This is a genomic window from Cellulomonas fimi (assembly GCF_028527925.1).
Classification (GTDB): domain Bacteria; phylum Actinomycetota; class Actinomycetes; order Actinomycetales; family Cellulomonadaceae; genus Cellulomonas; species Cellulomonas fimi_C.
Window position 1 is genome coordinate 1 of the sequence record NZ_JAPESW010000026.1, and the last position, 11894, is coordinate 11894.

Sequence of the window (11894 nt, forward strand, 5' to 3'; positions counted from 1 at the left end):
CACGCGCCGGGCGGCGGCGAGAACCCGCTGGCAGCCAGCGCGCGCCACCGTCCTGCGACGCCGGAGTAGGGGACGCGGGGAAGAGTTGGGTGGTGCGGGCTGACGACGGCGGCGCGATGTGGCGGGCTCCGGGGTGAGCGGTGGGGGAGGGCAGCGGCATGATCGGGGCATGACGCAGCGGACGGTCGTGGTCGTGGGAGGGACGGGGCTCGCGGGCCGGGCCGTCGTCGAGGAGGCGCTGCGGAGGGGTCACCGCGTGCGGTCCGTGTCGCGCCACGTCCCGCCGGCGTCCCGTCAGGTCGTGGGGGCCGAGTACGCCGCCGCCGACGCCGTCGCCGCCGACGCGCCCGAGCGCCTCGGCGCCGCGTTCGACGGGGCCGACGTCGTCGTGGACACCGTCAACGGCGAGACGCCCTCCGCCGCGAAGGTCCTGACGGCCGGCGCCGCGTCGATCGCGCTCGCGGCCCGGGACGCAGGCGTCGGCCTGGCCGTGGTCCTCTCGATCGTCAACGTCGACCGCGGCACGGCCATCGGGTACTACCGCACCAAGCTGGCCCAGGAGCGCGTCTACCAGGCGAGCGCGGTCCCGACGACGCTCCTGCGCGCCGCGCAGTTCCACGACTTCTTCGACCGGTTCTTCGGCCGCCCGACGCTCGCCGGCGCGCTCAGCCGCGCGGGGACGGTCCCGTACCTGCGCGGCGCGCGGCTCCAGCCGATCGACGTCGCCGACGTCGCGCGGGCGGTCGTCGACGTGTCCGCGGGCCTCGACGCGCCGCTCGACGGGGAGGCGCGCGACGAGGGCGAGCCGGGTCGCCGCACGGTCACCGTCGCAGGCCCGGAGGAGCTCGACGGCGCCGACCTCGCCCGCCGCTGGGCCGCGGCGCACCACACCCGGCGCGTGCCCGTCGGGGTCCCCCTGCCTGGCTGGGGCGCGTTCTTCGCGTCCGGCGACGCGACCGCACCCGACGGACGCTACGGGCGCGTGACGTACGACGAGTGGCTCGCCCGGACGGCCCGGGCATGAGCCGCGGCCCGCGCGACCCTCTCCACGACGCGCCCCTCGGCGACGGACGCGCCCCGGCCGCGCAGGGCGCCTCCGCTCGCGGCGATGACCCCGTCGCACCGCACGGCGCGGTCCCGGGCGACGGGCGCGACACCGTCGCGCTCCGCGACGCCGTCCCCGACGACGCGGTGCGGCTGGCGCAGATCTGGTCGACGGGGTGGCACGACGCCCACGACGGGCACGTGCCCGACGAGCTGACCCGGCACCGCACCCCGCAGTCGTTCGTCGACCGCGCGCCCGGTCTCGTGCCCGACACCCGGGTCGCTGTCCTGCGCGGGGACGTCGTGGGGTTCGCCACGACGGTCGGCGACCAGGTCGACCAGGTCTACGTCGACGCGAGCGCGCGGGGGACCGGCGTCGCCGCGGCGCTCCTCGCCGACGCCGCCCGCGTCGCGGCCGAGGCGGGTCACGCGCACCCCTGGCTCGCGGTCGCGCCCGGCAACGCCCGCGCCCGCCGCTTCTACGAGCGCCACGGCTGGTCCGACGAGGGGCCCTTCGACCACCGCGTCGAGGTGGCGCCCGGCGTGACCGTCGACGTGCCGTGCCGCCGGTACCGCCTGACCGGCGACGGCACGGTCGACGCGTGACGCCCGGTGACGAGCCGACCGGCGAGCGCGGCGCGGACGCACCCGCCGACGTCGGCGTCGGGCCCTGGCCCGGTGGTCCGGACGCGTGGCCGCGCGACCCGGCGACGGGCGGGCTCGACCCCCGCTACGACCCTGACCTGCTCGCGCACGGCGACCGGCGCAACGTCGTCGACCGGTACCGCTACTGGACGGTGGAGGCCGTCGTCGCGGACCTCGACACCCGGCGCCACCCGTTCCACGTGGCGATCGAGAACTGGCAGCACGACCTCAACATCGGCTCGGTGGTCCGCACCGCGAACGCGTTCCTCGCGGCCGAGGTGCACGTCGTCGGCCGACGCCGCTGGAACCGTCGCGGCGCGATGGTGACCGACCGCTACCAGCACGTCCGGCACCACCCGACGGTCGACGACCTGCTCGCCTGGGCCGCGACCGCGGGGACGGGCGGCAGCCCGCTGCCCGTGCTCGGCGTCGACAACCTCCCCGGTTCCGTCCCGCTCGAGGGCTACCCGCTGCCGCGCGCCTGCGTGCTGCTGTTCGGGCAGGAGTCCGTCGGCCTGTCCGGCGCCGCGCGTGCGGCCGCGCAGGACGTCCTGCACATCGCCCAGTTCGGCTCGACCCGCTCGATCAACGCGGGCGCCGCGGCCGCGATCGCGATGCACGCCTGGGTCGCGCAGCACGCGGGACCGCCCCCGGCGGCGTAGCCAGGGCCGTCGCTACCGGCCGCCGCGCGGGTGTCCGTGGGCAGGACGTCCCGACCGGCCCTTTGCCGAACGGTGGCAAACTGTGGGCGACACCGTCCTACGAACGCAGGAGTGCTGCAGATGGCCATCGCCACCCCCGAGGTCTACGCCGAGATGATCGACCGGGCGAAGGCGGGCAAGTTCGCCTACCCGGCCGTGAACGTCACGTCGTCCCAGACCGTCACCGCCGCGCTGCAGGGCTTCGCGGAGGCCGAGTCGGACGGCATCCTCCAGGTCTCCGTCGGCGGCGCGGAGTACGCGTCCGGCTCGACCGTGAAGGACCGCGTCGCCGGCTCGATCGCGCTCGCCGCGTACGCGACCGAGGTCGCCAAGGGCTACGGCATCACCGTCGCCCTCCACACCGACCACTGCGTCAAGAAGAACCTCGACTCGTGGGTCCGCCCGCTGATCGCCCTGGAGGCCGAGCAGGTCAAGCGCGGCGAGAACCCGACGTTCCAGTCGCACATGTTCGACGGCTCGGACATCCCGCTCGACGAGAACCTCGTCATCGCGGCGGAGCTCCTCGAGCTCTCGCAGGCGGCCCGCACGATCCTCGAGATCGAGGTCGGCGTCGTCGGCGGCGAGGAGGACGGCCACGAGGCCGAGATCAACGAGAAGCTCTACACGACGGCGGAGGACGGTCTCGCGACGGTCCGCGCGCTCGGCGTCGGCGAGAAGGGTCGCTACCTGACGGCCCTCACGTTCGGCAACGTGCACGGCGTCTACAAGCCGGGTGCGGTCAAGCTGCGCCCGTCGATCCTCGCGGACATCCAGAAGGCCGTCGGCGCCGAGGTCGGCAAGGACTCGCCCTTCGACCTGGTGTTCCACGGTGGCTCGGGCTCGACGGCCGAGGAGATCGCCGAGGCGGTCGACAACGGCGTCATCAAGATGAACATCGACACGGACACGCAGTACGCGTTCAGCCGTCCGGTCGCCGACCACTTCTTCAAGAACTACGACGGCGTCCTGAAGGTCGACGGCGAGGTCGGCAACAAGAAGGCGTACGACCCCCGCGCGTGGGGCAAGCTCGCCGAGGCGGGCATGGCGCAGCGCATCGTCGAGGCGGCGCAGCAGCTCCGCTCGGCCGGTCACAAGCTCTGACGCACTGACGACGACGGGCCCCGACCACCAGGTGGTCGGGGCCCGTCGTCACGTCCGAGGCGTCGTCGGCGGTCGCTGCCGATGACGTGCCGGAGGGGCGTCAGGGGGTCGTCGGACCGTTCGTCGCCGGGGCGTCGCCGACCGGCTGGAACGCCGCGTCGTCCGCGTCCTCGACGACGTCGAGGAGCTCACCGATCCGCGTGACCTCGAGCAGGAACCGCACGGTCGGCGGGACGCGCAGGAGGCGCACGCGGTGCTGGCTGCGGATCGACAGGCGCGCGAGGAACGCGACGCCCGACGAGTCCATGAACGTCACGTGGTGGGCGTCGACCTCGATCGGCAGACCGACCTGCTCGGCCTCGGCGGTCGCCTCCTGCAGCTCGGGACCGAGGTCGGCGTCGACCTCGCCCGAGAGCACGATGCGCGTGCGGTCGGTGCCGACGATCACATGGACCGCACCGGGTTCACCCACGACGCGACCGGCCACGTCGTCGGCGGTCGCCGACTCGTCCGGGTTGCTGCTGTTACCGTCGCGCACAGTGCTCCTTCTGGTGCCGGCCTCGAAGGCGTACGTCGACTTCCTCGACGGTTCGCCCAGTTCGGCACGCTAGACGATCGGAGGTGGTGGTGGTCAACTCCCACGCGGATCCGATGTCGGGTGGTCTGCCCGCCCCGACGTCGTCCGTGGCCCTCGACCTGCACGCGCGCGCTCTCGCGGCGACGGCCGTGCCGATGGGGCTGTTCGAGGCGCGGGACGCGGTGCTGACCGCCGTCTGGGTCAACGACGCGTTCGAGCGGGCCGTCGGGTACGGGTTGGACGGTGCGCACGAGCGCGAGCCCGCGATCCGCGCCGAGCTCGCGCGCGACACGGTCCGGGCGACGCAGCTGGCGCAGGCCTTGCTCGCGCGCCAGCCGTTCTCGCCCACGTTCGAGCTCGACCGCGGCGACGGCACGCGCTTCGTGTGCCAGGTGCACCTCGCGCCCGTGCCGACCGCGCTCGACGAGCCGGAGTACTGGGTCGCCGCGTTCCAGGACATGACCGAGCGCCTGTCGCACGACGCCGAGCAGGCGGCGCTGGTCGAGGCCGAGCGTCGCGAGCGCCGCAGCCTCGGCCTCATCGCGCAGGTGTCGGACCTCCTGATGGACGTCGACGACCCGCACGCGCTGCGCGAGATCGCGATGGTCCTGCGGCACGCGGTCGTCGGCTGGGCGGGCTTCTTCCTCAACGACCGCGGGCTGCGCGCCGCGGACGGCATCGACGGCGGCCCCGGCCGCGGGCACCGCGGGGACGCCTTCCGCACGCCGTCGCGCGGCCCGCGTCCCGACGCGCCCGACGTGGTGCAGATGCTGCTCGACGGCGAGCGTGACCGGCCCGTCGACCTCGCGCTCGACGCCGTCTACGCGTGCGGCAGCGCGTCGGAGTGGCTCGCGCAGCACGTGCGGACGGAGGTGCTGCACCCGACCGACGGGCGACCGGCGGCCGCGGGTGGTCGCGCCGTCGTGTTCCCCGTGCCGGGCCGCCGGCGCGTGCTCGGGCTCATGGCGGTCGTCCCGCGTGACGACGGCGGGCTGCGGGCGATCGAGACGTCGGCGATGACGATCCTCGAGCTGACCGCGCGCCGCGTCGGGCTGGTGCTCGACAACGCGCGCCTGTACGACCGCGAGCACCGCCTCGCCGAGACCCTGCAGCGCGCGATGCTGCCGGAGCAGGCCGAGGTCGACGGGCTCGACGTGTGGACGTACTACGCGCCGAACTCGGAGAACGTCCAGGTCGGCGGCGACTGGTACGACGTCCTGCAGATCGCGCCCGACGTCGCGGGCGTCGTCATCGGGGACGTCGTCGGGCACGACGTCGAGGCGGCCGCCGCGATGGGCCAGCTCCGCTCGATCGTGCGCTCCTACACGTTCGACATCACGACGCCGGGACCGGTGCTCGAGCGCGTCGACCAGCTCGTCACCGGCATGCGGATCCCGCGCTCCGCGGGTCTGGTCCTGTCGACGCTCACGCGCCGTGACGAGGGCTGGCGGCTGGAGTGGTCGCGCGCCGGACACCTGCCCGTGCTGCACGTGCGGGACGGGGTCGCGACCGAGCTGCGCGACGCGGGCGGTGCGCTCATCGGCTTCGGCGACGGCGTCCGGACGACGAGCAGCCTCGACCTCGTCGAGGGCGACGTGCTCGTCTACTACACCGACGGGCTCATCGAGCGGCGCGACCGCGGGCTGCGCGAGGGCCTCGCCGCGCTCGCGGGCGTGGCGTCGAGGATCACGGCCCGGGACGCGGCGGGCATCGGCGAGGAGCTGCTGTCGCGGCTCGCGGACCACCCCGAGGACGACGTGGCCGTCGTCGTCGTGCGCGTCCCTGACCCGCGCGACCACCTCGAACGTGCGCGCAGCCCGCGCCGGCGGCGCTGGTCGCTCCCCAACGAGCCCGCGTCGATCGGCCGTGCCCGGCACGCGGTCGTCCGCACCTGCCAGGCGTGGGAGATCCCCGACGCCGCCAACGCCGAGCTGGTCGTGTCCGAGCTCGTCGCGAACGCCGTGCTGCACGGGTTCGGCCACGTGTCGCTGCAGCTCTACGACACGGGCGACGGGCTGCGCATCGAGGTCGAGGACGGCAACCCCGCACCGCCCGTGTCCACCGACGGCCACCCCGGGCGCGTCGGCGGGTTCGGCATGCAGATCGTCGAGCGGCTCGCGGACTGGGGCTGGCGGCAGTCGCGCGGCGGCAAGCTCGTGTGGGCGAAGGTCCGCCCGGGGGCGCTGCCGCCGACGGGTCGCTGACGCGTCAGAGCGCGGGGGCCCCGTCCGGCTGCACGACGTCCTGCTCGGTGCCGTGCGCGCACCGGTGGTCGGCGTCGATGCGGAACAGCTCCGTCGCGCCGCAGATCTCGATGACGAACAGGTCGCGCGAGTCCGCGCCGCGCAGGACCGTCGCCCCGCCGCGCTTGCGGCTGGCGTCGGCGAGCGAGATGAGGAACGCGGCCCCCGTCGAGTCCATGAAGGTGACGCCGCACATGTCGATCACGAGCAGCTGACGACGCAGCCCGACGACGCGGGCCGCCGCCTCGGGGAACTGGTCGCGTTCCGCGAGGTCGAGGTCGCCGGTGATGACGAGCGTGGTCGTCGTCGACGACGTGGAGATCTCGATCATGGACATCCACCGGGTTCGAGGGGCCACCCAGCTCCTGCGGGGCGCCGGGAGGGGCTCCGGCGGATCGACTGTAGTTGCGCTCCCACACCTGCGCATCCGGTGCACCTGGACACGCACCCGGATCGCCCCGTCGCGACCCCGAAGTCCCCCGGACGGAGCACGTCCGGCGCGCCGTGGGGACAGACTGGGCCCATGAGCCACGAGAACCTCCTCGACGGACCCGCCCCGACCCGTCTGCCCGCCGACGGGCCCGACGCCGACGCGCGCGCGGCGCTCGCCGCCGGCTCGTCGCCGCGCGACGTCGTCGTGATCGCGCCGTCGTCGTCGCTCGTGTGGGCGCTGCTCGCGGAGCGTGCTCTCGCCGACGAGGGCGACCCCGTCGCCGCCTACGCGTACGCCCGCACCGGCTACCACCGTGGCCTCGACGGGCTGCGCCGCGCCGGCTGGCGCGGACGCGGGCCGGTCCCCGTCGACCACGCGCCCAACCAGGGCTTCCTGCGGGCCTTGCTGGCGCTCGCGGAGGCCGCGGAGGCGATCGGCGAGACCGACGAGTCGCAGCGGTGCGAGCAGTTCCTCGTCGACTCGGGGACGTCGGCCGAGGAGGTCGCCGGGCTGCGCTGACGCGCGTCGCCGGACCCGCCCGACGGCGCGCGCGCCGCGTCCGCGGGCGGGACCGGCCATGACCGTTCCTTGACCGTCCGGTAGCCTCTCGGAGGTACCGGGTCACTGCCGCCCGTGCCCGGGTCCACGTGCAAGCGCCGCCCTCGTCGGTCGGTCTCCGCCGTGCGTCCCCGCATCGCAGGCAGGTAGGAGTGGTGACAGATGCCTGCAGTGGTGGTGCTCGGCGCCCAGTGGGGCGACGAGGGCAAGGGCAAGGCGACCGACCAGCTCGGCTCGCGCATCGACTACGTGGTGAAGTTCAACGGTGGCAACAACGCCGGCCACACGGTCGTCGTCGGTGGCGAGAAGTACGCGCTGCACCTGCTGCCCTCCGGCATCCTGTCGCCCGGCGTCGTCCCCGTCATCGGCAACGGCGTCGTCATCGACCTCGAGGTCCTGTTCCAGGAGATCGAGGCCCTCGAGGCCCGCGGCGTCGACACCTCGCGACTGCTCGTCTCGTCGGCCGCGCACGTCATCGCGCCGTACAACCGCACGCTCGACAAGGTCACCGAGCGCTTCCTCGGCTCGCGCCGCATCGGCACCACCGGCCGCGGCATCGGCCCGACGTACGCGGACAAGATCAACCGCGTCGGCGTCCGCGTGCAGGACCTGTTCGACGAGAAGATCCTCCGGCAGAAGGTCGAGGGCGCCCTCGACCAGAAGAACCACCTGCTCGTGAAGGTCTACAACCGCCGCGCGATCACCGTCGACGAGACCGTCGAGGACCTGCTGCGCTTCGCCGACCGCGTGCGCCCGTTCGTCGCTGACACGCCGCTCGTGCTCAACCAGGCGCTCGACGCCGGCAAGACGCTCGTGTTCGAGGCCGGCCAGGCCACGATGCTCGACATCGACCACGGCACCTACCCGTTCGTGACGTCGTCCTCGGCGACCGCGGGCGGCGCGTGCACCGGCTCGGGCGTCGGCCCGACCCGCATCGACCGCGTCGTCGCCGTCGCGAAGGCCTACACGACGCGCGTCGGCGAGGGCCCCTTCCCGACCGAGCTGCTCGACGACGACGGCGAGTGGCTGCGCCGGACCGGCGGCGAGTTCGGCACCACGACGGGCCGCCCGCGGCGCACCGGCTGGTACGACGCGGTCGTCGTCCGGTACGCGGCGCGCGTCAACGGGCTCACCGACCTGGTGCTCACCAAGCTCGACGTGCTCACCGGCAAGGACCGCATCCCCGTCGCCGTCGCGTACGACGTGGACGGCACCCGCCACGACGAGATGCCCGCCGACCAGTCGGACTTCCACCACGCGAAGCCCGTCTACGAGTACCTCGACGGCTGGACCGAGGACATCACCGGCGCGCGCGAGTTCGACGACCTGCCAGTCGCGGCGCAGCGTTACGTCGAGCGGCTGGAGGAGATCAGCGGCACCCGCATCTCGTCCATCGGCGTCGGCCCGGGCCGCGAGGCGACGATCATCCGCCACGACCTCCTCGCCTGAGCTGCGCGGCGGCCGTGCTCGTGCCCGCGACGCCGGTGCGGGCTCACGAGCGCGTCGGTGATCGTCCGTGAGCGCGCCATGACCGCACCCGAGGGCGAGGCCGCTCTCGAGATCCGGCACGGCCGGCGCAACCGTCGGTCGGGCACCTCCCGGGTGGCGGGACGGCTGACCGTCACCGACGGCGTCCTCCGGTACGAGGACGTGGACGACGGTCGCCGGTCGTTCGCCGTGCCGATCGGCGACGGCCCGCGCGACGCGGATGCGCTCGTGCACGTGCACTCCGCGCTCCTGCTGTCGACGGGGTCAGCGCCCGACCCCGAGTGGGAGTGCCTGCTCGTGCTCGACCACGCGAGCGCGGTCGTCGGGCAGGTCGGGGGATGGTCGACGCGCACCGCGAGCCCGCTCGAGGTCGACCTGGCGGCCCTTCGTCGCCTGACGGAGGTCGCAGGGCTGGAGCTCCGGTACGACCGCGACCCGGCCGCGGTGCTGCGGGCGCGTTACCCCGGTGCCCGGTTCGGCGGACTGCGTCCGCTGGAGGCGTTCGCGACGGCCGTCGGCCTCCTCGTCGTCGCCGCGGGCGCCGTGCTCGTGACCGTGGCTGCGCAGGAGCCGTCGTGGTTCGGCCTCGTTCTCGCTGCCGTCGGCGTCGTCTCGGCCGGGTGCGGTGTCGTGGTCGTGCCGGCGGTGCAGCGGACAGCCCAGCGGCTGCGCGGACGTCGTCCAGGGCGTCGTGCCCGCGGTTCTCGCGTCGGCTGACGCCCGGGTGCGCACGCCGACGGCACCCGCCCCTTCCCGTGGCCGGGTGCCGTCGGTGCCCTCGCCGGTCAGGCGGTGGCCTCCGCGAGGGAGCGCGTGACGGGCCGGACGTCCGTGGGGGCGGGCTCGTCCGTCGTGCGCACCGGGGTGACGGTCTCGTCGTGCGCGGCGGTGGGTCGACCGTCGGCGGCCGTCGTCGCGTGGCTGTCGACGTCGGACGGGGCGTCGACGTCGTCATCGGACGGGGTGTCGTCGTGCCGGTCGTCCTCGGTGCGGGGCGCGGCCGCGAGGACGGCGGCCTCGGCCTCGTCGACCAGGCGCTGGCGGACGACGGCCATCGAGCCGAGCGTCGCGAGGACGGCGAGCGCGGTGCCGCCGACGAACACGGCCTCGAGACCCCAGGTCTCGGCGACGATCCCGGCGAGCAGCGCGCCGACCGGCATGAGGCCGTACCCGAGGGTGCGTCCGGCGCCGCCGACGCGGCCGAGCATCGTGGCGGGGACGATCCGCTGGCGCATCGACATCGAGATGACGTTGCCGATCGTGTTGGTGAAGCCGAGCAGGAACAGGGTGACGGCGACGGCCCCGACGCTGCGCACGAGGACGGGCACGATCAGCAGCAGGCTGTTCACGAGCCAGCACCCGAGCATGAGGCGCACCTCGCCGACGCGCCGCGTGAGGGCCTCGGCGACGAACGAACCCCCCACGGCGCCGACGGCGAGCGTCGCGGCGAGGAGCGTGTAGTGCTCGGCGCGCATCCCGAGCTGCGACCCCGGCCCGACCGCCCAGAGGACGAAGACCGCGAAGTAGCCGGTGCTGGCCATGTTCATGAGCGAGCCGGAGAGCAGGAGCGGGCCGAGGACGCGGTGCTTCGCGAGGAACGTGACGCCCTCGACGACCTCGCGACCCGCGTGCTTCCGCTCGGTGGGTGCGTGACGGTAGCGGCCGGGGATGCCGCGCCACAGCAGCACGGCGGAGGCGACGGCGAGGGCGGCGGGGACGCCGAAGACCCAGCCGGTGCCGAGCGTGAGGACGGCGCCGGCGATCGGGGCACCGACGAACGAGTTGGTGACGGTCTGGACGGCGAGCGTGCGGCCGTTGGCGGCGCCGAGCCGCGAGCGCGGCACGAGGTCGGGCACGAGTGCCCCGGCGGCGAGGTCGGCGAACACCTCGGTGGCGCCGTAGATGAGGGCGATCACGACGAGCGCCGTCATGGTGAGGCGGTCGGTGGCGATGAGGGCGACGGCGCTGGCGAGCACCGCAGCGCGGACGGTCATGGCGACGATCTGCACGACGCGACGGTCCTGCCGGTCGACGAGCACGCCCGCGACGAGCCCGAGCAGCAGCCAGGGCAGCCACGCGGCCGCGGTGATGAGGGCGATCTGCCCGGGCGAGCGGGTCAGCGTGAGGGCGACGAGCGGGACGCCCATGCCGAGGACGCCGTCGGCGAGGTTGGCAGCGCCCGTGGCGCCGAGGGCGGCGGTGAACCGGCGACCCAACGGCTCGACCGGCGGCTCGACGGGTGCGGCTGCGGCGGGGGAGTGCTGCGTGCTCATCGTGCGCCCCTAGGATTGAAGAGGAAGCTCTGCAAAGGGTTCTTTGCAGAGAAGACTTTGCAAAGGTATCTCTGCACATGGCCGAGCGCAAGACCCCCGACGACGCCGCGCGCACGCCTGCGCCCGCCGCCGACCCTGCAGCGACCGCGTCGCCCGCAGCCGCGTCGCCCGCCCCCGCCGGTGACGCCTCCGACCGGCTCACGCTCTTCGCCGAGCGACCGATCTCGCCCGAGGCGCTCAAGGCGCTCGCGCACCCTCTGCGCATCGCGATGTACAACCTGCTCGGCGAGATCGGCCCGTCGACCGCGAGCCGGCTCGGCCGGCTGCTGGGGGAGAGCAGCGGCCAGACGAGCTACCACCTGCGCCAGCTCGAGCGGTTCGGCTTCGTCGAGGACGACCCCGAGCACACCGGCGGCCGCGAGCGGTGGTGGAAGCCCGTCGGCTTCAGCATCGACGGGCACGCGATGCTCGAGGACCCGGCCACCGCACCGGCCGCGCGCATGATGCTGCAGGCCGTCGTCGCCGACCGTGCCGACGTCCTGACCCGCTGGATGTCCTCCCCGCACGAGCCGGAGTGGGACGACGCGCAGATCAACGACCGCATCACCACCGACTTCACGCCCGCCGAGGCGCACGACGTCATCGCCGCCGTGCAGCGCGTGCTCGAGCAGCACATCGACGCCGCGAAGGCACGCAAGGAGGCGGGCCAGACCGAGGGGCGTCGCCGCTACCGCATCTACCTCGACGGCCTCCCGCTCCCCGCCGACGACCCCGCCCAGCCGACGACCTGACCCGCACCCCCGCCGTCACCGCCCGGCCCGCCGGGCCAGC

The 11894-nt window shown here is 74.3% G+C and carries 12 protein-coding genes; 9 read left to right on the forward strand and 3 right to left on the reverse strand.

Features of this window, described 5'->3' with window-relative positions:
* The first annotated feature begins 169 nt into the window (after positions 1-169).
* The 4 genes from OMK64_RS12895 (at position 170) to fbaA (ending at position 3491) form a co-directional block, all read left to right on the forward strand.
* Positions 170-1024, forward strand: coding sequence for an SDR family oxidoreductase (locus tag OMK64_RS12895; RefSeq protein WP_272728781.1), 855 nt, complete (start codon positions 170-172; stop codon positions 1022-1024).
* A complete protein-coding gene (locus OMK64_RS12900) occupies positions 1021-1650 on the forward strand; it encodes a GNAT family N-acetyltransferase (RefSeq protein WP_272728782.1) in 630 nt (209 codons plus the stop codon). Before OMK64_RS12895 ends, OMK64_RS12900 begins: the two co-directional genes overlap by 4 nt.
* Positions 1647-2351: a TrmH family RNA methyltransferase gene (locus tag OMK64_RS12905; RefSeq protein WP_272728783.1), complete on the forward strand. Its 705-nt coding sequence runs from the start codon at positions 1647-1649 to the stop codon at positions 2349-2351. The genes OMK64_RS12900 and OMK64_RS12905 overlap by 4 nt, the downstream gene beginning before the upstream one ends.
* Before the next feature lie 120 nt (positions 2352-2471).
* Entirely contained in the window at positions 2472-3491 is a 1020-nt protein-coding gene (fbaA, locus tag OMK64_RS12910) for a class II fructose-bisphosphate aldolase (RefSeq protein ID WP_272728784.1), read from the forward strand.
* A gap of 100 nt (positions 3492-3591) precedes the next feature.
* Here fbaA and OMK64_RS12915 read toward each other — a convergent pair whose 3' ends face one another.
* Entirely contained in the window at positions 3592-4029 is a 438-nt protein-coding gene (locus OMK64_RS12915; RefSeq protein WP_272728785.1) for an STAS domain-containing protein, read from the reverse strand.
* Positions 4030-4142: 113 nt separating this feature from the next.
* On the opposite strand from OMK64_RS12915, the gene OMK64_RS12920 reads away from it, so the two are divergent.
* The gene (locus OMK64_RS12920) at positions 4143-6272 is read left to right on the forward strand and encodes an ATP-binding SpoIIE family protein phosphatase (protein WP_276595992.1); all 2130 of its coding nucleotides are present in this window, start codon (positions 4143-4145) and stop codon (positions 6270-6272) included.
* Between the two features lie 4 nt (positions 6273-6276).
* Here the strand turns inward: OMK64_RS12920 and OMK64_RS12925 are convergent, their stop codons facing one another.
* Positions 6277-6642 (reverse strand): STAS domain-containing protein, encoded by a 366-nt coding sequence (locus OMK64_RS12925; protein WP_272728786.1) that lies wholly within the window; start codon positions 6640-6642, stop codon positions 6277-6279.
* Between the two features lie 192 nt (positions 6643-6834).
* Between OMK64_RS12925 and OMK64_RS12930 the strand changes: the two genes are divergently transcribed.
* The 3 genes from OMK64_RS12930 (at position 6835) to OMK64_RS12940 (ending at position 9507) form a co-directional block, all read left to right on the forward strand.
* Positions 6835-7263: a DUF3151 domain-containing protein gene (locus OMK64_RS12930; protein WP_272728787.1), complete on the forward strand. Its 429-nt coding sequence runs from the start codon at positions 6835-6837 to the stop codon at positions 7261-7263.
* A gap of 201 nt (positions 7264-7464) precedes the next feature.
* Positions 7465-8751, forward strand: a complete 1287-nt coding sequence (locus OMK64_RS12935; protein WP_272728788.1) for an adenylosuccinate synthase — start codon at positions 7465-7467, stop codon at positions 8749-8751.
* A 78-nt stretch (positions 8752-8829) separates the two neighbouring features.
* The gene (locus tag OMK64_RS12940; protein WP_272728789.1) at positions 8830-9507 is read left to right on the forward strand and encodes a hypothetical protein; all 678 of its coding nucleotides are present in this window, start codon (positions 8830-8832) and stop codon (positions 9505-9507) included.
* Between the two features lie 68 nt (positions 9508-9575).
* Here OMK64_RS12940 and OMK64_RS12945 read toward each other — a convergent pair whose 3' ends face one another.
* Positions 9576-11063, reverse strand: coding sequence for an MFS transporter (locus OMK64_RS12945; RefSeq protein ID WP_272728790.1), 1488 nt, complete (start codon positions 11061-11063; stop codon positions 9576-9578).
* A gap of 77 nt (positions 11064-11140) precedes the next feature.
* Here OMK64_RS12945 and OMK64_RS12950 point away from each other — a divergent pair, with 77 nt between their 5' ends.
* Positions 11141-11854 (forward strand): winged helix-turn-helix domain-containing protein, encoded by a 714-nt coding sequence (locus tag OMK64_RS12950; protein ID WP_272728791.1) that lies wholly within the window; start codon positions 11141-11143, stop codon positions 11852-11854.
* The last annotated feature ends 40 nt before the right edge of the window (positions 11855-11894 follow it).

Excerpts from the sequence above, each read along its gene's own strand:
- OMK64_RS12895 (WP_272728781.1), top strand. The coding sequence starts at position 170 with ATGACGCAGCGGACGGTCGTGGTCGTGGGAGGGACGGGGCTCGCGGGC.
- OMK64_RS12900 (WP_272728782.1), top strand. The coding sequence starts at position 1,021 with ATGAGCCGCGGCCCGCGCGACCCTCTCCACGACGCGCCCCTCGGCGAC.
- fbaA (WP_272728784.1), top strand. The coding sequence starts at position 2,472 with ATGGCCATCGCCACCCCCGAGGTCTACGCCGAGATGATCGACCGGGCG.
- OMK64_RS12920 (WP_276595992.1), top strand. The coding sequence starts at position 4,143 with ATGTCGGGTGGTCTGCCCGCCCCGACGTCGTCCGTGGCCCTCGACCTG.
- OMK64_RS12925 (WP_272728786.1), bottom strand. The coding sequence starts at position 6,642 with ATGATCGAGATCTCCACGTCGTCGACGACGACCACGCTCGTCATCACC.
- OMK64_RS12930 (WP_272728787.1), top strand. The coding sequence starts at position 6,835 with ATGAGCCACGAGAACCTCCTCGACGGACCCGCCCCGACCCGTCTGCCC.
- OMK64_RS12935 (WP_272728788.1), top strand. The coding sequence starts at position 7,465 with ATGCCTGCAGTGGTGGTGCTCGGCGCCCAGTGGGGCGACGAGGGCAAG.
- OMK64_RS12940 (WP_272728789.1), top strand. The coding sequence starts at position 8,830 with ATGACCGCACCCGAGGGCGAGGCCGCTCTCGAGATCCGGCACGGCCGG.
- OMK64_RS12945 (WP_272728790.1), bottom strand. The coding sequence starts at position 11,063 with ATGAGCACGCAGCACTCCCCCGCCGCAGCCGCACCCGTCGAGCCGCCG.
- OMK64_RS12950 (WP_272728791.1), top strand. The coding sequence starts at position 11,141 with ATGGCCGAGCGCAAGACCCCCGACGACGCCGCGCGCACGCCTGCGCCC.